The sequence below is a fragment of the Streptomyces sp. NPDC057694 genome, from assembly GCF_042799415.1.
Taxonomy (GTDB): Bacteria; Actinomycetota; Actinomycetes; order Streptomycetales; family Streptomycetaceae; genus Streptomyces.
This window is the reverse complement of the sequence record NZ_JBHVIX010000004.1, coordinates 118,713-139,007: the sequence shown is the minus strand read 5'-3', so window position 1 is coordinate 139,007 and position 20,295 is coordinate 118,713. Positions and strand designations below refer to the sequence as shown.

Here is a 20,295-nt window from a genome sequence, read left to right as displayed (position 1 = left end):
TCCCAGGGGGCATTCCACGGGACATTCCAGGGCAGAGGGGATCCTCAACTCCTATGACGGACGACGAAGTTCAGCCACCCACCCGTAGACCGGGCGGTCGGACGACCCGCGTGCGCGCCCAGGTGCTCGACGCCGTTCGCGCCGAACTCGCCGAGCGCGGCTACGACGGCCTCACCGTGGAAGGCGTCGCGGCCCGTGCGGGGGTGCACCGCACCACGGTCCACCGCCGCTGGCGGGACATCGGCGGCCTGCTCGCCGATGTGCTGGACGCGGCGGGCGAGGACGACTGGCGGTCCCCCGACACCGGCTCGCTCCACGGCGACCTCGTGGCCCTCAACCGGGAGATCCAGGACGCGCTGACAGTGCGCCCCTCGCTCATGGAGGCGCTCGTCGCCGCCTCGTTCCGCTCCGCACCGGCGGCCCGCGCCCAGCGGCAGCTCTGGGAGGACCGGTACACGCGCTGCGCGGACATCGTCGACCGGGCCGTGCGCCGCGGTGAACTCCCCGAACGTACGGACGCCAGGCGGCTGTTGGTCGCCGCCACCGCGCCCGTCTACCACGAGCTGCTGCTCCTGCGCTCCGACCCCGACCCGGAGCTGCCGGAGCGAGCGGCGGCCGGAGCCGTGGCGGCGGCGCGGGCCGGGGTGTTCGCGCAGGGACGCCAGATGTAGGGGGAGTGGGTCGTCAATCCCACGGTCCGTGAGGTCGTACGGCGGGCTGGCACGCGCGCGGGCCGTCCCGGTAGGACAGGGGCATGGGCGAAAGCCCCCGACCGTGACGAGGAGCGCCGCACATGGACCACCAGGACTACTTCGACCTCGGCCATCACACGCGTCCCGTGACCACGACCTCCACCGCGGCGCAGACCTGGTTCGACCGCGGCCTCAACTGGACGTACGCCTTCAACCACGAGGAGGCGGCCCGCTGCTTCGAGGCGGCCGCCGCGGCCGACCCCCGGTGCGCCATGGCCGAGTGGGGCCTGGCCTATGCCCTCGGCCCCAACTACAACAAGCCCTGGGAGTTCTTCGACGCCCACGAACTGGCCGAGACCGTCGAGCGGACGCACGCCGCCGTGCAGCGCGCTCTCGCCAAGGCCGAGGACAGTGAAGTCGGCCCGGTCGAGAGGGAGTTGATCGAGGCGCTGCGGGCCCGTTATCCGCAGGCCGTCGCCGCCTCCGCCGAGGAATGCGCCGTCTGGAACACGGCGTACGCCGACCGTATGCGCGCCGTGCACCGGCTCGCTCCTGACGACCTCGACGTGGCCGCCCTGTACGCCGATGCGCTCATGAACCTCACCCCCTGGCAGCTGTGGGACATCCGCTCCGGACAGCCGGCCCCCGGCGCCCGCACCGTCGAGGCGCGCGAGGTCATCGAGCGGGCCATGACCGGTGAGGCGGGGGCGTACCACCCGGGGCTGCTGCACGCGTACATCCATCTGATGGAGATGTCCCCGACCCCCGAGGCGGCCCTGCCGGCCGGTGACCGGCTGCGCGGCCTGGTGCCCGACGCGGGGCATCTGGAGCACATGCCCTCGCACCTGGAAGTCCTGTGCGGCGACTACCGGCGAGTGCTCAGCGACAACACGGCGGCGATCGCGGCCGACGAGAAGTACCGAGCCAGGGCAGGGGAGTTGAACTTCTACACCCTCTACCGGTGCCACAATCTCCACTTCAAGCTCTACGGCGCGATGTTCCTCGGCCGCCGACAGGACGCGATGGACACGGTGCGGCGGCTCGAAGAGGCCGTCCCCGAGGAGCTGTTGCGCGTACAGAGCCCGCCGATGGCGGACTGGCTCGAAGGGTTCCTCGCGATGCGGGTGCACGCCCTCGTCCGCTTCGGCCGCTGGACCGAGCTGCTCGAACTGCCGCTGCCCGGCGATCCGAAGCTGTACTGCGTGACCACCGCCATGCTGCACTACGCACGCGGCGTCGCCCTCGCGGCCACTGGCCACGTGGACCGGGCCGGGACCGAGCGGGATCTCTTCCGCGCCGCAGTCACCCAGGTCCCCGACACCCGGATGCTGTTCAACAACACCTGCGCCGACATCCTGGCGATCGCCGCGCAGATGCTCGACGGCGAACTCGCCTACCGCGCAGGGGACTTCGAGGGGGCGTTCGCCGCACTGCGGCGCTCCGTCGAACTGGACGACACCCTGCCCTACGACGAACCCTGGGGCTGGATGCAGCCGACCCGGCACGCCCTCGGAGCGCTCCTGCTCGAACAGGACCGGGTCGCGGAGGCCGAGGCCGTCTACCGCGCCGACCTGGGACTCGACGACACCGTGCCGCGCGCCCTGCAGCACCCCGGCAACGTGTGGGCGCTGCACGGCCTCCACGAATGCCTGGTACGCCTCGGACGGGACAGCGAAGCGCGCATCGTGGCACAGCAGTTGACGATCGCGGCCGCGCTGGCCGACGTACCGGTCGAGGCGTCGTGCTTCTGCCGCACGACGGCCGTGACCGACTGCTGCTCGGGGGAGGGCTGATCAGGTGCTCGGGGAGGGCTCGCTGGGGGAGGGCTGATCAGGCGGTCACCTTCGCGATGAACCCCGCGACGTTCGCCACGGTCCGCTCGATCTTCTCCTCCGTCGTCAGGGTCTCGTGCATGCGCGCACCGGCGCCCGCGTCCTTCAAGCCGCGCACGTAGAGCGAGCAGGCCAGGTCGCTGCACATGTAGGCACCCACCGAGTCGCCCTGCTTCCCGGCCTTGCCCGCCTTCGGCGCGACCAGCAGGGCGACCCCGCCGGTGTGCGTCGTGACGCACAGCGAGCACATGCTGCGCCGCGTCTGCCACGACATCGCCGACTGGGCGCCGCGCAGGGTGACGCCCTGCGGGCGGCCGTCGATCTCCGCCACCAGATAGGCGCGGTCCGGCGCCTGCGGGTCGCGCCAGCCGAAGAAGTCGAGGTCCTCCCACCGCTGGTCCGCCAGATCGCGCGGCACGGACAGGCGCTTCGCCTCGCCCTTGCTGCAGTTCACGAAGGCGCCGCGGATGTCTGTCTCGGTCAAAGGCTTCATACACATGAGGCTAAGTTGCCTAAAGGTTTTAGGCAAATGCATAATGGTTGTGGTCGAGCGGGCTAATGGTTTCGGAAGGATGGCTATGGTGCGTGCGGGGCTCAACGCGGAACGGCTGGCACAGGCCGGGGCCGAGCTGGCCGACGAGGTCGGCTTCGAGCAGGTGACCGTGTCGGCGCTCGCCCGGCGCTTCGACGTCAAGGTCGCGAGCCTGTACTCGCATGTGAGGAACTCGCACGACCTCAAGACCCGGATCGCGCTGATCGCCCTCCAGGAGCTCGCCGACCGGGCCGCCGACGCGCTCGCGGGCCGGTCGGGCAAGGACGCCCTGACCGCTCTGGCGAACGTGTTCCGGGACTACGCCCGCGAGCATCCGGGCCGGTACACCGCCGCCCAGTTCCGCCTCGACCCGGAGACCGCCGTCGCCAGCGCCGGAGTGCGGCACTCCCAGATGATGCGCGCCCTGCTGCGCGGCTACGACCTGACGGAACCCGACCAGACGCACGCGGTCCGCCTGCTCGGCAGCGTCTTCCACGGCTACGTGAGCCTGGAGATGAGCGGCGGCTTCAGCCACAGCGCCCCCGACTCCGACGTGACCTGGACACGAACCCTGGACGCGCTCGACGCCCTGCTGCGCAACTGGCCCGAGGAGAAGAAATGAGCGACCCCATGACCGACCCCATTCCCGACCCCATGAGCAACTCCGAGAACAGCTCCACGAGCAGCCCTTTGGCCACTGTCCCGCTCACCCCCGAGCTGCTGCGCGGCGCCCTCGACGTCGAGCGCACCCCGCTCGGCCTGCTGCCGCACCGGCTGCCCGCCTGGGCCCGCGCCCAGAACACCGACGGACAGCTCGCCATGGCCGAGTCCCAGCCGTCGGGCGTCCGCGTCGCCCTCCGCACCCGCGCCACCACCCTCGAGCTGGACACGCTGCCCACCAAGCGCGTCTACGCGGGCGTCCCACCGCGCCCCGAGGGCCTGTACGACCTCTTCGTCGACGGCCGGCTCGCCGGGCAGGGCAGCGTGAACGGCGGGCACACGCTCACCATCGACATGACCGCCGGCACCTTCGAGCACACGCCCGGGAAGTCCGGCACGCTGCGCTTCACCGATCTCCCCGACACCGTGAAGAACGTCGAGATCTGGCTGCCGCACAACGAGACCACCGAACTCGTCGCCCTGCGCGCCGACGCCCCCGTCGAGCCCACACCCGCGCCGGACCGCCCCGTCTGGCTGCACCACGGCAGCTCCATCAGCCACGGCTCCGACGCCGCGAGTCCCTCCGCCACCTGGCCCGCGCTCGCCGCGTCCCTCGGCGACGTCGAGCTGATCAACCTGGGCTTCGGCGGCAGCGCGCTGCTCGACCCGTTCACCGCGCGGGCGATGCGGGACACCCCCGCCGACCTGATCAGCGTCAAGCTCGGCATCAACATCGTCAACGCCGACGCGATGCGCATGCGCGCCTTCACCCCCGCCGTGCACGGCTTCCTCGACACGATCCGCGAGGGGCATCCGGACACCCCGCTGCTCGTCGTCTCGCCGATCCTGTGCCCGGTCCACGAGGACACCCCGGGGCCCAGCGCGCCCGATTTCGGCGACCCCGCCGACGGCCGTGTCACCTTCAAGGCGATGGGCGACCCCGCCGAGGTTCCCCTGGGAAAGCTCACCCTGCGCACCATCCGCGCCGAGCTGGCCCGGATCGTCGAGCAGCGTGCGGCCGACGACCCGCACCTTCACTACTTGGACGGCCTGGAGCTCTACGGCGAGGCCGACCACGCCGAGCTGCCCCTGCCGGACGACATCCACCCCGACGCGGCCACCCACCGGCGCATCGGCGAGCGCTTCGCCGACCTGGGGCTCGGCGCTCTGAGCGGGCGGGTTAGCATATGAGCGCCATCTAGCTCGAAAGAGATGATCGTGACTGTCAACGACGACTCGTTCACCAATTGGAAGCACCGCGAGGAGACCGCGGAGGCGATGATCCCGATCATCGGGAAGCTGCACCGCGAGCGGGACGTGAACGTCCTGCTGCACAGCCGCTCCTTGGTGAACAAGTCGGTGGTGAGCATTCTCAAGACCCACCGATTCGCCCGGCAGATAGCCGGCGCAGAGCTCTCGGTCGCCGAGACCATGCCGTTCCTGCGCGCCCTGTCCGCCCTCGACCTGGGGCCCTCCCAGATCGACCTCGGCATGCTCGCCGCCACCTACCAGAGCGACGAACGCGGCCTGAGCGTCGAGGAGTTCACCGCCGAGGCCGTGGCCGGCGCCATCGGCACCGGCAGCATCGAGCCGGGCGCGGGCCGCGACGTCGTCCTCTACGGCTTCGGCCGCATCGGCCGCCTCGTCGCCCGCCTGCTCATCGAGAAGTCCGGCTCTGGCAACGGCCTTCGCCTGCGCGCCGTCGTGGTCCGCGGCGGCGGCGAGTCCGACCTGGTCAAGCGCGCCTCGCTGCTGCGCCGCGACTCGATCCACGGCCCGTTCCAGGGCACGATCACGGTCGACGAGGCGAACAGCACCATCGTCGCCAACGGCAACGCGATCAAGGTGATCTACGCCAACGATCCGTCCGAGATCGACTACACCGCGTACGGCATCAACAACGCGATCCTCATCGACAACACCGGCAAGTGGCGCGACCGCGAGGGCCTGTCCACGCACCTGCGCCCCGGCATCGACAAGGTCGTCCTCACCGCGCCCGGCAAGGGTGACGTCCCGAACATCGTGCACGGCGTCAACCACGACACGATCAAGCCGGACGAGCAGATCCTGTCCTGCGCCTCCTGCACCACCAACGCCATCGTGCCGCCGCTGAAGGCGATGGCCGAGGAGTACGGGGTGCTGCGCGGGCACGTCGAGACCGTCCACTCGTTCACCAACGACCAGAACCTGCTGGACAATTACCACAAGGCCGACCGCCGCGGCCGCTCCGCGCCGCTCAACATGGTCATCACCGAGACCGGCGCCGCCTCCGCCGTCGCCAAGGCGCTGCCCGACCTCAAGGCACCCATCACCGGCAGCTCCATCCGCGTCCCCGTCCCGGATGTCTCCATCGCCATCCTCAGCCTGCGCCTGGGCCGCGAGACGACCCGTGAGGACGTCCTCGAATACCTGCGCGGTGTGTCGCTGACCTCGCCGCTCAAGCGGCAGATCGACTTCACCGACTCGCCCGACGCGGTCTCCAGCGACTTCATCGGCTCGCGCCACGCGTCGATCGTCGACGCCGGCGCCACCAAGGTCGACGGCGACAACGCGATCCTCTACCTCTGGTACGACAACGAGTTCGGCTACTCGTGCCAGGTGATCCGCGTCGTCCAGCACGTGTCCGGAGTCGAGTACCCGACGTTCCCGGCCCCCGTCGCCTGACTGCCCGGCGCGAGGTGACGCGCCGCGCACGCTGTGGCATCAGTGGGACGGCTGAGCACCCGGGGGTTCTCATGCGCCGCACGCACCGCACGTTCACCGCACTGGCCGCCGTGGTTCTGCTCGCCGCCGCGGCGGCCTGCGGCTCCGAATCCTGTGGATGACCACGGCGCAGGGCGGTGCGGCGATCGTGCCGGGTGTCGTCAGCGGTCAGTTCCAGTTCGGATTCTCGAATATCCGTGTAAGTAACCACTAGAGCCGCAGGTCACGAAGACCTGCGGCTCCAGCGGTTCTGGTCGGTGCGCTGGCTCGCCCCGGGCCAGTTCGGCACCCACCATCCCTCGTGAACGATGTGGGTCAACTGCTCGGCTCCGAGGCCGTCGTCCGCCCGCTCGTCGAGGCCATCACGGGCGAGCCCATCGAGCGGTACGAGCAGGCGCTGGCCGCATGACCGGGCTCGGGCCGACGATCGGCAACCCGCACGTCGGCTACGGAATCCGGGTCCGCCTCGACAACGCGAAGGCCAAGTCCCTCGCCGCCGCCGACTTCACCTGCCCCTGCGGCCACGCAGAGGACGCCGTCGGCTACGCCGAGGCCGAGCTCGCCAAGGGCTACCCGGGCACCGCGGGCATGCTCCACTGCTCCGCCGCGCCCGCGCCGAAGCAGTCACGCCGTCTGCGCCCGCCGACCCAGCCGAGCGCCGTGAGCGGTACGCCGCCGCCTTGTTCGAGTTCGCCATCGCCACGACCGGCAGACACCGGCGCGAGTCTTCGAGCTGCCGGGTGGGCGGGGCATCGCCGCGTGTCGCGCGCAGCCCGGGTGGGATCGGCCGAGCAGACCTCGGCGAGCCACGGGCACCGGGGGAATCCCCCGAACTCTCTGGGAAGCGTCGTGACCGGCCCGCCCCTTGGCGTCGCCGTCATCGTCTGGCCGTTCGCCTCCACGCTCCTGCTCGCCGCACAGCGGGCAGGGCTCGCCCCCTATCGCTTCGCCCGCCCACGCGGCCCCCAAAACCGCTCGCATACCTGCAATGCCAACAGGATCCAGCCCGCATAGAACGCATCACCCACGGGGTCCCCCGCATGGAACACCCCCCGCAAGACCGCCCACACCAGCACGCCCCACACCGCCGAGATCACGAGCGCCACAGCTGCCCAGCGAAACGTCTGCATGCCGCTCAACTATCCCTGAAGGAGGGCCCGATGACACCCGCACTCCGCACCGCCCGCCGGCTCACTGCCGCCGCCATCCGACCTGGACACCATCCTCGCAGGATCCCGCTGCGACGCATGGCTCGTCAGCCGCGGTACCACTCACGGTCCGAAGTGCCCGACGACCTCGACGAGGAGCAGCGCCGCATGAACCAGCCCGGGCTGATCCCCACTCCACGAACCGGCCAACTCCAGTGCGGGCGGGTGGAACCCGGCGAGCCCGCCCGCACCCCGCCCGCTACAACCGACCGCATCTCGCTGGACGACCTGACCAGCGACCAACTCGACGACCTATACGCCCGCGCCGAACAAGCAGGGACCGAGCGCGACAGCGCGTACAGCGAACGCGCCCGCCTCGTCGCCCTCCTCGCCGCCATGACCACCGCGCCGTTGTCGCCCCGGCCGAGGACATCGACGAGCCCGGATGGCAGATCGTCTACCTCAACCTCGGTGGCCAGCAGGCGTCGTGGCACAACTCCCCGCGCGACGCCGACCTGTTCGTCGCCGTCGAGCACGTCTCCGGCGAAGACCCGCGGGCGCAGTGGGACGGCCACACCGCCGAGGAGAAGTACTCCAGGATCGCCACCCTCAGCGTCGACGATCTTCTGGCCACGCAAAGGGACCGTGGCGTCGACCGAACTCCCTCGCCCGCTCATTGAGCCGCCGACGCAGCCACGTCATCCACAACACCAACGGGGTCGCGACAACCCCCATCCCCAGCGCCATCCACCAACCGATGCCGCTGAAGCGCCAAACCAAGACCATCACGACGTAGATCGCTATCGCGATCAGGACATACCGCGCTCTCTTCGAAAGATTCATTCGGACCGGATACCCCCATCCCTGCGAACACAACGAAGGGGCGCGCGCCCGACGTCTCCCCAGACCAGCGCACGCCCCATTCGGTGGGCCCAACGTACCGCCCCACGCACCACAGGAGCACCCGATGAACCCCACCGCCGCACCATCGTCCTCCACTGGACCGACCTCCGCGAAGCCGCAGGCGCGCCCGTACAACTCGGCGCCTTCGGAATCGGGTTGAAGGGCCACCTCGCCCGCCTAGGCGACGCCGAGCAGCAGGAGTACAACGCTCACGAGGCCGCCCACACCCGCGCCCAAGAGCGCGACCCGCTCAAGCTCGGCGACCGCCCCGTCCCCGTTCGGCTGCACATCATCGACACCATGCGCGCCGTCGAAGCCGCGCTCACCGCCTGCGCCGACGGCATCGCCCACCAGGACCGGCTCCGGCAGGCCGCGCTCGCCCGCGCCGACCTCGCCGACCCGCGACGGTGGCGGCACACCGGCCGCCAGGCTCCGGACAGTCCGGAGACGTGCCGGACGCCAGCCGCTGCTCCATCGTCGTGTGCATGAGCGAGAAGCACCGCCCGCAGGGCACCGCCGGTAGGCCGGCGATACGCGTCAACGACGCTGTAGACGCGTTGAGTCAGAACGCGACGATTTTGCGAAGAAGAGCTTCCTGGCTGTGATCGGCGCTGCTGTTGGCGCGGTCGTTCGCTGCGCGCTCACCACGCTGCTGGATCGGGGGCACGATGTTCATGGGCCGTAAGGAATGGGAGCGTGGAGACGCCTTCGTGACCATGAACCGGGACGGGTTCTACGAGTACGTACGTTCCATGTACGTCGAGTACGAGAGCCGAAGTATCCGGAGATCGTCAGCCAGGCCAAGAAGCTCGACAACACGTCCACGCTGAAGAAACAGACGATCAGCGACGTGCTGAACGGCCCGACCGCCGTTGCCCAGTCCATCGAGAGCAGGCTCCAGATCGGCGACGCGAACAGCGGGTACGTCGTCGGCGCCGCGATCAGCCAGTTAACGAGCGCCGAGCGCCGGTCGCCGGTCGCGGGCCGGGCCTACCCGTGGGAGCTCTCGGGCGGCATGCAGCAGCGCGTCGCGATCGCGCGGGCCCTGGCCTACGAGCCCGAGGTGTTGTTGATGGACGAGCCGTTCGCGGCCGTGGACGCGCAGACCCGGGCTGTGGCGGGAGCGGGGGATGACGGTGCTCTTCGTGACGCACGACATCGACGAGGCCGTGTATCTGGGGGAACGGGTGCTGGTGCTGAGCAAGTCGCCGACGGTGATCAGGGAGGAGGTTGTGGTGGAACTTCCTTTGGAGCGGGATCAGTTGGGGACGCGGGCGGATGCGCGGTTCACGGGGTTGCGGAGTCGGGTGCTTGAGCTGATTCGGGGGGATCGCGTCGAGGGTCAGGGGGTGTCGAAGAGCGCGGGATAGTGGTGCCGGAGCACGCGGCGCAGAGGGTCCATCGGATTCGTGATGTCCCCGGGGTCGAGACTCCGTACAAGGGTGTCGAGCGCATCGCTCGTCTCGTGCCGAATGCGGGCGCGGTCCCGCTCACGCGCCGTGAACAGCACGTCGCAGATTCTCGCGAACTGGGGAGCACCCACTGGCAGGAAGGCCAGACCGGCGTGCACGCGTCTGTACAAGTCGTTCAACTCCGCGTCGGACATCGCCGTGACGTCGTCGAGAAGAAGACGCAGCAGGCTGTGCGCGACGGATGTCGCGGGCTCTGCGGAGCGCGGAGTGAAGGTGGTGACCGCGACCCCCAGATTGGCGAACACCGGGTCCATCGTGTGCCGGACGATCGAGTCCGTCGTGGTGCCCGTCACGGACACCTTGTGCCAGATCTCGTCCCAGTACGTGCGCTGCCACGTCCTCCCGCCGGTTCCCTCGCCGAACCCGAACAGCCAGTTGGCGTCGATGGGCTCAGGACGCTCAAGAACCTGGTCCTCCCGCAGAATGATCTCCAGTGCCCGAGTCCCGTCCGCACCCCAGTAACGCCGTGTCGTGAAGCTCAGGGCGAAGTCCGTCCACTGCGCCTCGTCCATCGCGGAGCGCCACAGCAGACAGTGCCGGCCCCACGAGTGCACGGCCGCCTGCACGTCCGGGAACAGCTCGGCTGCGGTCGTCCGCCCGCGCAGCACCAGGACCATCAGGACGAGATTCGACTCGTACAGGCCGTGCCGGGCCGCCGTACGCAGATCGTCGGGCCGGTAGGCGGGATACTCCTCGACCGTACGGGTCCGATGATGCTCGCGCAGCACTTTGATCAACTGGTCCGCGAGCCGGCCGCGTTCGACCTGTGGGATCTGCCCCGCCAGTTCCCGCAGGAACCGGAGCATCTGCCGCGACGCCAGCGGCGCGTAGGACAGCAGCGTGTACGCCAGGCCGTCGTCGATCCGGCTCTCGCCCAGCGACAGGCCGGGGCGCTGCGCCATCAGGTCCGTGAGCAGTCGCACCGCGAGCCGGACCGCCAGGTACTCGCCGAACGTCGCGTGCAGGAACTCGTACGTCGCAAGAACCTGGCCGCCACGGACCGACTGGGCCCGCTGAACGAAGAAGAACCGGCCGAGCGCGATCTCGGCAGCCCCGAGCGGGGCGCGGAAACCGGCGGACACGGAGGCGTGCTTGCCGAGCAGCGCGGTGAGGTCCTCGTCCAACTCGGCCGCCGACACCCACTGGCGGCGCCGGTTGAGCAGGGCGAAGGCGACCAGCGACAGCCGTTGCAGCTCCTGCTCGACGCGCCCCTCGGTCTCGGCGTCCGGCACCGCGTCCCGGGTCGACTTGCCCACCTCGCGTCGCGCGAACGAGGACAGCAGCTCTTCGTACAACTCGGTGACGGCGAGTGGAGCCCCGTCCCGGTTCAGTCCGCCCTCCGTGGCGTCGTAGAGCGCCAGCATCGTCAACAACAGCGGCTGCGAGGCGAGTTCGGCGTGCTGAGCCACAGCCTCCCAGTTCAGCGGTCTCAGAACATGAGCGTTGGCGTCGTTCCAGATGGCCAGCCACCGCTGGATCTGCTCCGGGCGGAACGGCTCAAGCCGCAGCGCCACCATGCCCTCCGGGTAGCGGGCCCGGTCCGCGACGGTGGTCCGGCTGGTCACCACGGCCAGCACGGACCGGCCCTGCTCGGCCTCTCGCTGCTGGAAGCGGGCGACACGGACCAGGAAGTCGTTGTGGTGCACGCCCGTGGTCTGGAGCAGTTCGTCGAAGCCGTCGAGGAGCAGCACCGGCGTCGAGCCGCCCGCGGACCGGACAAGCTCGGGCCACGTCGTTCGCTCGCCCGTCGTCGCCCGCACCGCCAGCTCGATCTGGTCCTGGAGCTCGTCCTCGGCGCGTACGTCCCGCAGCGGCACCCGGACCGGCAGGAACCCGGCCTCCGGCAGCCGCGCCGCGAGCACCCGGGTCAGCACCGACTTGCCCGCCCCGGGCTGCCCCAGGACGAGGAGCGGTGCGTGCGCGAGAGCCGGGTTGGTGAGCGCGCCCGCGAGATACCGCGTCAGGTTCTGGTGCACCTCGAACCGCTGCCACCAGGACTCGTCGGCCGGCCCCGACTGCCCCTGCGGCTCCGCCACCCGGAAGTACGGGTCGAGATACATCTCCCGCAACGACGGGACGCGAATTCCCTCGGGCGCCGTGGTCGCGTCGAGCACCGGACGCCCGAGAGTGGCGATGTGCGCCCGGGCCAGCGCCGCGGCGACATCGACGGGAGGAGTGAGATGCGCGGCGGAGTCGGCCAGCAGGGTTCGTACGCCGTCGAGGGAACGGCGGACCTCTGCGCGGGTCGCCTGGTGCTCGTTCTGCGTGATCCAGAGATTGAACTCCGGTGCGGCGAGAGCGAGTTGGGCGTACAAGTCGCTGTATTTGTGCACAGCGTCGCGGACCAGCGCGCTGTCCAGTGCCGCCATGGCCTCGAACTGCCCCTGGTCTCGCAGTTGCTCCCAGACCCGCAGCCCGGTCAGGAACTGCCGGAACCGATCGCACACCGTCGCGTAGAACGACTGGAGATCGGTGGTCAGAGATTCCGGCGGGTGGTGCGGCGCCGGGAACAGCACGTCGGCGGAGAGCAGTTCCCGCACCAGATCGTCCCCCGCAACCCCCTCCGCCCCCACCAACCGCAACTGCTCCCCCCGCGTCAACTCCACATCGTCGAGCGAGAACGGCAGCCGCGCCTCCTCCAGCGCCTCGAACCATGCCACCACCACAATCACTGTGTGCGCGGCCCGCAACACCTCGGTCCGTTCGGCCCGTCTTCCGGCCCGCCCGAGCCGCTCGGCGACACCGTGCACGGCGTCGCGTCCGGCCCCGATGATCCGGCCGCGCCCCGACACCATCCCGAGCAGCATCCCGCTCGCCCCGCCGGTCGCCAGATTCAGCGCACCGCCAACTGCCCTGTCCAGAGCGGCGATCCGGGCCGATTCCACACCCAGCAACGCCAGGGCGTCCGCGAACGACAACACACTGCGCGACCCCACCACGACCCCCGTCGTCCCGCCGGCCCGACCACCGGCCCCGTCCTGACAACTCTAGGGAGACGAGGCCCGGCACGGTGCGACAACGTTCAGGAAGATGCAGTACGTACCTCACCTGTTTACGCTCCGTGGCCTCGATGGCTTACGGTGTGGCGCGTGGACAGTCAGGGTGAGCGCAGGCTACGGCTGCGCCTGACCGGGGCCGCGGCCCTCGCCGCCGTATCGGCGGCGGCCGGGACATGGGCGTACGGCCGCAGTGGCGCGTCCGCGTCGGACCTCGTCCGCGACCTCGCGGTCGGCGGCGCCTACGTGGTCGCGGGTCTCGTCGCCTGGCGGCGCAGGCCCGCCAACCACACCGGTCCGCTGATGACGGCCGAGGGCATCACCTGGTTCTTCGGCAACCTCCAGGGTTCTGCCGTGCCGGCCCTGTTCAGCTTCGGCGCCTGGTGGGAAGCGCTGAACATGGCGGTGCTGCTGCACCTCGTGCTGTCCTTCCCCGAAGGCCGCCTCACCACCGTCCTCACCCGCCGCCTCGTGCAGGGCGCGTACGCCCTCGTCGCCGTCGGCGGGCTGATCCGTACGCTCCTCTTCGACCCGGCGCTCAACACCGACGCGACGTACCTCGACTGCGTCGACTGCGGCCCGAACCTCATCGCGGTGCCCGCCTGGAACGGCGCCTTCGACGCGTTCGACACCGCCTACCACGCGGCGGGCTGGGTCATCTCCGCCGTCGCCGCCGTGGCCATCGTGCAGCGCTGGCGGCACGCCTCGGCCGCCCGCCGCCGCGCGCTGCTGCCCGCCTGGGTGGGCATCGGCACCGCCGTCGTCTTCCTGATGTGGGACATGCTGTTCTACGTCGTCCCCTGGTTCGGCGACTCCGACTCGCTCACCGCACAGGCCGTCTACCTGCTCTCCGACCTCTCCCAGGTCGCCGTGCCCTTCGCCTTCCTTGCCGGTCTGCTCCGCATGCACCTCCAGCGCGCCGAGGTCAGCGGCCTCGTCATAGACGTCGGCACGGACCCCGATCCGGCCCGGGTGCGCGAAGCCCTCGTCCGCGTCCTCGGTGACGCGACGCTGCGCCTCGGCCTGTGGCGCGAGGAGAGGGCGGCCTACGTCGACGGGTCCGGCCGCGAGGTCGGCGCCGACGGCCCCGGGCGCACCCCGGTGCGCGCCGCCGACGGCCGTCCGCTCGCCCTGCTCCACCACGACCCGGCCCTCGACGACGACCCCGAACTCCTCGCGTCCGTCGCCGCCGCGCTCCGCCTCGCCCTGGAGAACGTCTGGCTGCGCACCCGCGCCAAGGACGTGGCCAGCCGGATCGTGCAGGCCGCCGACGCCGAGCGCGGACGCCTGGAGCGCGACCTGCACGACGGGGCGCAGGCCCGCCTGGTCTTCGCCCTCATGTCGGTACGACGGGTGCAGCGCGGCCTCGCCGAACACCCCGACGGCACACTGCGCGCCGCCGCCGACGAGGCCGAGTCGAGCCTGCGCCTGGCCATCGAGGAACTCCGCGGCATCGCCCAGGGCATCCACCCCGCAGTCCTCACCCGCGAAGGACTCGCGCCGGCCCTCAACGCCCTCGCGAAAGAGGCCGCGCTGCCCGTCGTCGTCGCCGCCGAACCGCGCCGCTACGCCCCCCTCATCGAGACCACCGCCTACTTCACCGTCTGCGAGACCCTGTCGAACGCCGCCAAGCACGCGGGCGCCCGCGCCGTCAGCGTCTCGGCCCGGCAGGAGGGCGACCGGCTCGTCGTCGAGACCGTCGACGACGGTGTCGGGGGAGTCGACACCGCCCACGGCACCGGCCTGCGCGGCCTCGCCGACCGGCTCGCCGCCGTCGACGGCGTCCTGCACATCGACAGCCCCGCCGGAGGCGGGACCAGGATCAGGGCGGAGCTGCCGTGCGCGTGATCGTGGCCGAGGACTCGGCACTCCTGCGGCAGGGCATCGTGCGGCTCCTCACCGACGAGGGGATCGAGGTGGCCGCGGCCTGCGGCGACACCGGGCCGCTGCTCGCGCTCGTCGCCGAGCACACCCCCGACGCCGTGCTCCTCGACATCCGGATGCCGCCCACCCACACCGACGAGGGACTGCTCGCGGCGGCCGCGATCCGAGCCGTGCACCCCGGCACCGGCGTCCTCCTGCTCTCCCAGTACGTGGAGACCACCTCGACCGTGCAGGCGCTGGCCCGCGACCCCGAGGGCTTCGGCTATCTGCTGAAGGAGCGGGTCGCCGACATCGACGAGCTGAGCGGCGCCCTCAAGCGGGTCGCGGCGGGGGAGACCGTCCTGGACCCGCTGGTCGTCACCCGGCTGATGGAGGCGCCCCGGCTGCCGGGGCCGCTCGACGACCTCACCGGACGCGAACGCGATGTACTGGCGCTGATGGCCGAAGGACGATCGAACGAGGCCATCGCACAGAAACTCGTCATCGGCGGCAAGACGGTCGAGACGCACGTCCGCAACATCTTCGGCAAGCTGCGCCTGGAACCCGATCTGCTGGAGCACCGCCGGGTCATGGCGGTGCTCACCTACCTGCGCGGCTGACGCCACGGCGTCGCTCAAGAGATCCCGGCTGCCCGCTCCGGAGACGACGCCCGTTCCCCCGTTTCCCCCGTGCTCCCCCGTACGTCGTCCGCGGAGCGGTGCCGGATCTCCAGACTAGGCAGCCGCGCGGCGCGGGACATCAGGGCCAGCCCTGAGATGTGGAATCCCACTTACCTCTTTGGTCACGGCATGCCCCTATTTGGTCACCCCGGACCTCTTCACAGTCGCCTCGACGCGGGTCTATAGTCCAAAACTAGCACTGCTAATTAACCGCGTTCCGGCTGTTCACTGGAGTTGACTGTGCGCCCCGTTCACTTCGCCGCCGCCCGCCGCACCCCGATCGGGAAGCTCCGCGGCGCACTGTCCTCCGTGCGGCCCGACGACCTCGCGGCGACGGTCGTCAGGGCGCTGATCGCCGACGCGCCCGCGCTCGACCCGGCCCGGATCGACGACATCTACTGGGGCGCCGCGAACCAGGCGGGCGAGGACAACCGGAACGTCGCGCGGATGGCCGCCCTGCTCGCGGGCCTGCCCGAGACGGTGCCCGGCGCGACCGTGAACCGCCTGTGCGCCTCGGGCATGGAGGCCGTCACCGCCGCCGCCCGCACGATCGCCGCGGGCGAGGCCGACGTCGTGCTCGCGGGCGGCTCCGAGTCGATGAGCCGCGCCCCGTTCGTGCTGCCGCGCCCCGACGAGGCCCTGCCGCACACGATGCAGACGTACGACACCCGGCTCGGCTGGCGCCTGACCAACCCGAGGATGAAGGACCTGCACGGTGTCCTCGCGATGGGGGAGACCGCCGAAGAGGTCGCCGACCGGTACGGCATCTCGCGCGAGCGCCAGGACGCGTTCGCGCTCCGCAGCCACCAGAGGGCCGCCGCCGCCCGCAAGGACGGCCTGTTCGACGCCGAGATCCTGCCCGTCACCCGCCCCGACGGCGTGGTCGTCGACGCCGACGAATGCATCCGCCCCGATACGTCGCTGGAGAAGCTCGGCGGGCTCAGGCCCGTGTTCCGCAAGGGCGGTTCGGTGACGGCGGGCAACGCCTCGCCGATGAACGACGGCGCCGCGGGCCTGCTGCTGGTCAGCGAGGAGGCCCTGGAGGAGTTCGGGCTCGTCTCGCTCGGCCGCTATGCCGCCGGCGCCTCGGCCGGAGTGCACCCCGACGTCATGGGCATCGGCCCGGTCCCCGCCACCCAGAAGGCGCTGAAGCGCGTCGGCTGGACGATCGCCGACATCGAGGAGGCCGAGTTCAACGAGGCCTTCGCCGCCCAGGCCCTCGCCTGCGTCGACGGCCTCGGCATCGACCCCGACCTCGTCAACCCGACCGGCGGCGCCATCGCCCTAGGCCACCCGCTCGGCTGCTCGGGCGCCCGCATCCTCACCACGCTTCTGCACCGCCTGCGCCGCACCGGCGCGGCCCGCGGCCTCGCCACCATGTGCGTCGGCGTCGGCCAGGGCAGCGCGGTCCTCGTCGAGCGCGCCTGAACGCCCGCACCCCCAAGGGCCCGAGGGCCCCACGACCTGGTTCACCGCAGCACCAGAGTTCAGTACGGAACGGAGCACCACCCGCCATGGCAACCCTCTCCCTCGCCGCGATCCTCGCCGAGAACGCCCGCCGCCGTCCCATCAAGGTCGGCCTCGTCGAGGGCGAACTGCGCCTCACCTTCGAGGAGTTGTGGCTCCAGGCCCGCAAGCAGGCCGCCGCCCTGACCGGCCTCGGCGTCCGCCCGGGGGACCGGGTCGCCCTGATGGCACCCAACACCGCCGAGTTCCCGCGCGCCTACTACGCCGCGCTCGCGGCCGGCGCGGTCGTCGTCCCCGTCCACCTGCTGCTTTCCGCGGAGGAGGTCAGCCACGTCCTGAAGGACAGCGGCGCGACGGTGCTGCTGTGCCACCCGGCGCAGGCGGCGGTCGGCGCGGCGGCCGCAGAAGCGACCGGAGTCCGCATGCTGACGCTCGGCGCGAGCGGCGACCTGGAGCAACTCACCTCCGCCGCCGAGCCGTTGACCTCGTACGTCACCCGTGAGGCCGACGACCCCGCCGTCATCTTCTACACGAGCGGCACCACCGGCGTCCCCAAGGGCGCCGAGCTGACCCACTTCAACCTCGTCATGAACGCCACGGTGTCCGCCTTCGACGCCCACGACGTCGCCGCCGACGACATCGCGCTCGGCGCGCTGCCGCTGTTCCACGCCTTCGGCCAGACCGTGTCGATGAACGCGACCTGGCGCGCGGGCGCGACCCTCGTCCTGCTGCCGCGCTTCGACGCGGCGCGCGCCATCGACCTGATGGTGACGGAGAACGTGAACACGTTCCACGGCGTCCCCACCATGTACGTGAACCTGCTCGCGGCGGCGCCCGCCGCGGACAGGCTCCCCGACCTGAAGATCTGCGTCTCGGGCGGCGCCTCACTGCCGGTGGCGGTCCTCGAAGGCTTCGAGAAGGCGTTCGGCGCCACGATCTTCGAGGGCTACGGCCTGTCGGAGACGTCCCCCGCGGCCGCCGCCAACCAGCCCGTCTTCGGCGCCCGCCCCGGCACGATCGGCCACCCCCTGTGGGGCGTCGACGTGGAGATCGCCCGCGCGGAGGTGGAGGACCGGGTGGAGCTGCTGGCCTCCGGCGAGCTGGGCGAGGTCGTCGTCCGCGGCCACTGCGTCTTCACCGGCTACCTGGGCCGTCCCGAGGCCACCGCGGAGGCCCTGGTGGACGGCTGGTTCCGCACCGGCGACCTCGGCACCAAGGACGCGGACGGCTACCTGCGCATCGTCGACCGCAAGAAGGACATCATCATCCGCGGCGGCTACAACGTGTACCCGCGCGAGGTCGAAGAGGTCCTCATGCGCCACCCCGCCGTCGGCCACGCCGCGGTGATCGGCCTCCCCGACGCCGTCCACGGCGAGGAGATCTGCGCGGTGATCGTCCCGAAGCCGGGCGAGACCCTGGACACCGCCGCCGTCAAGGACTGGTCCAAGAACCACCTCGGCAAGCACAAGTACCCCCGCCGCATCGAACTCACGGACCAACTCCCCCTGGGCCCGAGCATGAAGATCCTGAAGCGAGAACTGAGGGCGACCTACAGCGCCCCGTAAGGGGCGCGGGGAACTGCGCGAGCAACCCCAGGGAACCGTGAGCCGCGAACGAACGGGTCCACCCGCCCCGTCAGGGGCGCGGGGAACTGCGCGCTCAGCCACACCCAACGCGCACTCGCCGACGCAACAGCCGAACCCACCCCCGTAGGCGCAAAAGAGGACCGGGCCGACACCTCCCAGTGCCGACCCGGTCCTCCCTGCTGAACCGACGGAGTCAGTCGGTGCCGAATTCCATGGCGGCCCGGTCCAGAGCCTCGTCCTCCCCGGACACCTCACCGCGAGAGGCGATGGCCTGCGCCCCGCCCTCCGGAAGCGCCCCGATGAGCCCGGCGCCGAGCGCCGAGTCGCCGGCACCGAGCAGCCCGAGACCCGCGTACTGCTCCAGCTTGGCGCGCGAGTCGGCGATGTCGAGGTTGCGCATGGTGAGCTGGCCGATCCGGTCCACCGGCCCGAACGCCGAGTCCTCGGTCCGCTCCATGGACAGCTTGTCCGGGTGGTAGCTGAACGCGGGGCCCGTCGTGTCGAGGATCGAGTAGTCCTCGCCGCGCCGCAGCCGCAGCGTGACCTCACCGGTGACGGCGGCGCCGACCCAGCGCTGCAGCGACTCGCGGATCATCAGCGCCTGCGGGTCCAGCCAGCGGCCCTCGTACATGAGACGGCCGAGACGCCGGCCCTCGGAGTGGTACTGGGCGAGGGTGTCCTCGTTGTGGATCGCGTTCACCAGGCGCTCGTACGCGGCGTGCAGCAGCGCCATGCCCGGCGCCTCGTAGATGCCGCGGCTCTTGGCCTCGATGATCCGGTTCTCGATCTGGTCGGACATGCCCATGCCGTGCCGGCCGCCGATGGCGTTGGCCTCCATCACCAGGTCGACGGCGGAGGCGAACTCCTTGCCGTTGATGGTGACCGGGCGGCCTTCCTTGAAGCCGATGGTGACGTCCTCGGTGGGGATCTCCACCGACTGGTCCCAGAACTTCACGCCCATGATCGGCTCGACCGTCTCCACACCCGTGTCCAGGTGCTCCAGGATCTTCGCCTCGTGCGTGGCACCCCAGATGTTGGCGTCGGTGGAGTACGCCTTCTCCGCGGAGTCCCGGTACGGCAGGTCGTGGGCGACCAGCCACTCCGACATCTCCTGGCGGCCGCCCAGCTCGGCCACGAAGCCCGCGTCGAGCCAGGGCTTGTAGATCCGCAGGTTCGGGTTGGCCAGCAGGCCGTAGCGGTAGAACCGCTCGATGTCGTTGCCCTTGTACGTCGAGCCGTCGCCCCAGATCTGGACGTTGTCCTCGAGCATCGCCCGCACCAGGAGCGTGCCGGTGACCGCGCGCCCCAGCGGCGTCGTGTTGAAGTACGCGCGACCGCCCGAGCGGATGTGGAACGCACCGCAGGTCAGCGCGGCCAGGCCCTCCTCGACCAGCGCCTCGCGGCAGTCGACCAGGCGGGCGATCTCGGCGCCGTAGGCCTTGGCGCGACCGGGCACCGAGTCGATGTCGGGCTCGTCGTACTGACCGATGTTCGCGGTGTAGGTGCACGGGACGGCGCCCTTGTCGCGCATCCACGCGACCGCGACGGACGTGTCGAGGCCGCCCGAGAAGGCGATGCCGACGCGCTCGCCGGCGGGAAGGGAAGTGAGGACCTTGGACATAGGAAGAGTATGCATCACCACTCATGGTTATGCAAAGCCCGGGAGGGTCTTCGTTGGGCCTGCGTCGGGTCTTCGTCGGGTCTGCTTCTTCGCGGAACGCGTGTAGTGCGAAAGTGTCCCGGGACGCGCGGCAGGCGGCG

The 20,295-nt window shown here is 70.8% G+C and carries 14 protein-coding genes and 2 pseudogenes; 13 read left to right on the top strand and 3 right to left on the bottom strand.

Going from position 1 to position 20,295, the window contains the following annotated elements:
* The first annotated feature begins 53 nt into the window (after positions 1–53).
* Together ACFVDP_RS12815 and ACFVDP_RS12810 are read left to right on the top strand one after the other, a co-directional pair.
* Positions 54–671, top strand: a complete 618-nt coding sequence (locus tag ACFVDP_RS12815; RefSeq protein WP_383487693.1) for a TetR/AcrR family transcriptional regulator — start codon at positions 54–56, stop codon at positions 669–671.
* 122 nt (positions 672–793) lie between these two features.
* Positions 794–2,485, top strand: coding sequence for a tetratricopeptide repeat protein (locus ACFVDP_RS12810; RefSeq protein WP_383487692.1), 1,692 nt, complete (start codon positions 794–796; stop codon positions 2,483–2,485).
* Positions 2,486–2,522: 37 nt separating this feature from the next.
* Here ACFVDP_RS12810 and ACFVDP_RS12805 read toward each other — a convergent pair whose 3' ends face one another.
* Positions 2,523–3,017, bottom strand: a complete 495-nt coding sequence (locus ACFVDP_RS12805; protein WP_383487689.1) for an FBP domain-containing protein — start codon at positions 3,015–3,017, stop codon at positions 2,523–2,525.
* Between the two features lie 85 nt (positions 3,018–3,102).
* Here ACFVDP_RS12805 and ACFVDP_RS12800 point away from each other — a divergent pair, with 85 nt between their 5' ends.
* From ACFVDP_RS12800 to ACFVDP_RS12770, 7 genes and pseudogenes are all read left to right on the top strand, one after another.
* The gene (locus ACFVDP_RS12800; RefSeq protein ID WP_383488532.1) at positions 3,103–3,678 is read left to right on the top strand and encodes a TetR/AcrR family transcriptional regulator; all 576 of its coding nucleotides are present in this window, start codon (positions 3,103–3,105) and stop codon (positions 3,676–3,678) included.
* A gap of 32 nt (positions 3,679–3,710) precedes the next feature.
* The gene (locus tag ACFVDP_RS12795) at positions 3,711–4,907 is read left to right on the top strand and encodes a GDSL-type esterase/lipase family protein (protein WP_383488529.1); all 1,197 of its coding nucleotides are present in this window, start codon (positions 3,711–3,713) and stop codon (positions 4,905–4,907) included.
* A 27-nt stretch (positions 4,908–4,934) separates the two neighbouring features.
* The gene (locus ACFVDP_RS12790) at positions 4,935–6,380 is read left to right on the top strand and encodes a glyceraldehyde-3-phosphate dehydrogenase (protein ID WP_383487687.1); all 1,446 of its coding nucleotides are present in this window, start codon (positions 4,935–4,937) and stop codon (positions 6,378–6,380) included.
* A 71-nt stretch (positions 6,381–6,451) separates the two neighbouring features.
* Positions 6,452–6,615, top strand: a pseudogene (locus tag ACFVDP_RS12785) (nitrate ABC transporter substrate-binding protein); the annotation flags it as partial.
* A gap of 209 nt (positions 6,616–6,824) precedes the next feature.
* Positions 6,825–7,433, top strand: a complete 609-nt coding sequence (locus tag ACFVDP_RS12780) for a hypothetical protein (RefSeq protein WP_383487684.1) — start codon at positions 6,825–6,827, stop codon at positions 7,431–7,433.
* 1,193 nt (positions 7,434–8,626) lie between these two features.
* Positions 8,627–8,959, top strand: coding sequence for a hypothetical protein (locus tag ACFVDP_RS12775; protein ID WP_383487681.1), 333 nt, complete (start codon positions 8,627–8,629; stop codon positions 8,957–8,959).
* A 199-nt stretch (positions 8,960–9,158) separates the two neighbouring features.
* A pseudogene (locus ACFVDP_RS12770) lies at positions 9,159–9,840 on the top strand (ATP-binding cassette domain-containing protein).
* On the opposite strand, the gene ACFVDP_RS12765 reads toward ACFVDP_RS12770, so the two are convergent.
* Complete coding sequence (locus ACFVDP_RS12765) at positions 9,813–12,878, bottom strand: NACHT domain-containing protein (protein WP_383487678.1); 3,066 nt, start codon at positions 12,876–12,878, stop codon at positions 9,813–9,815. The pseudogene ACFVDP_RS12770 and the gene ACFVDP_RS12765 overlap by 28 nt on opposite strands.
* A gap of 153 nt (positions 12,879–13,031) precedes the next feature.
* Between ACFVDP_RS12765 and ACFVDP_RS12760 the strand changes: the two genes are divergently transcribed.
* From ACFVDP_RS12760 to ACFVDP_RS12745, 4 genes are all read left to right on the top strand, one after another.
* Entirely contained in the window at positions 13,032–14,786 is a 1,755-nt protein-coding gene (locus tag ACFVDP_RS12760; RefSeq protein ID WP_383487675.1) for a sensor histidine kinase, read from the top strand.
* Positions 14,783–15,421: a LuxR C-terminal-related transcriptional regulator gene (locus ACFVDP_RS12755; protein ID WP_383488526.1), complete on the top strand. Its 639-nt coding sequence runs from the start codon at positions 14,783–14,785 to the stop codon at positions 15,419–15,421. Before ACFVDP_RS12760 ends, ACFVDP_RS12755 begins: the two co-directional genes overlap by 4 nt.
* Positions 15,422–15,721: 300 nt before the next feature.
* Complete coding sequence (locus ACFVDP_RS12750; RefSeq protein WP_383487672.1) at positions 15,722–16,909, top strand: thiolase family protein; 1,188 nt, start codon at positions 15,722–15,724, stop codon at positions 16,907–16,909.
* 86 nt (positions 16,910–16,995) lie between these two features.
* Positions 16,996–18,513 carry a long-chain fatty acid--CoA ligase gene (locus ACFVDP_RS12745; RefSeq protein WP_383487669.1) on the top strand — a complete coding sequence of 506 codons (1,518 nt, stop codon included), beginning with the start codon at positions 16,996–16,998 and terminating at the stop codon, positions 18,511–18,513.
* A gap of 214 nt (positions 18,514–18,727) precedes the next feature.
* Here ACFVDP_RS12745 and argG read toward each other — a convergent pair whose 3' ends face one another.
* Entirely contained in the window at positions 18,728–20,155 is a 1,428-nt protein-coding gene (argG, locus tag ACFVDP_RS12740; protein WP_383487667.1) for an argininosuccinate synthase, read from the bottom strand.
* Between the last annotated feature and the right edge of the window lie 140 nt (positions 20,156–20,295).

Bases quoted from the DNA above. Each gene is read 5' to 3' on its own strand.
- ACFVDP_RS12815 (WP_383487693.1), top strand. From the start codon at position 54: ATGACGGACGACGAAGTTCAGCCACCCACCCGTAGACCGGGCGGTCGG.
- ACFVDP_RS12810 (WP_383487692.1), top strand. From the start codon at position 794: ATGGACCACCAGGACTACTTCGACCTCGGCCATCACACGCGTCCCGTG.
- ACFVDP_RS12805 (WP_383487689.1), bottom strand. From the start codon at position 3,017: ATGAAGCCTTTGACCGAGACAGACATCCGCGGCGCCTTCGTGAACTGC.
- ACFVDP_RS12800 (WP_383488532.1), top strand. From the start codon at position 3,103: ATGGTGCGTGCGGGGCTCAACGCGGAACGGCTGGCACAGGCCGGGGCC.
- ACFVDP_RS12795 (WP_383488529.1), top strand. From the start codon at position 3,711: ATGAGCAACTCCGAGAACAGCTCCACGAGCAGCCCTTTGGCCACTGTC.
- ACFVDP_RS12780 (WP_383487684.1), top strand. From the start codon at position 6,825: ATGACCGGGCTCGGGCCGACGATCGGCAACCCGCACGTCGGCTACGGA.
- ACFVDP_RS12745 (WP_383487669.1), top strand. From the start codon at position 16,996: ATGGCAACCCTCTCCCTCGCCGCGATCCTCGCCGAGAACGCCCGCCGC.
- argG (WP_383487667.1), bottom strand. From the start codon at position 20,155: ATGTCCAAGGTCCTCACTTCCCTTCCCGCCGGCGAGCGCGTCGGCATC.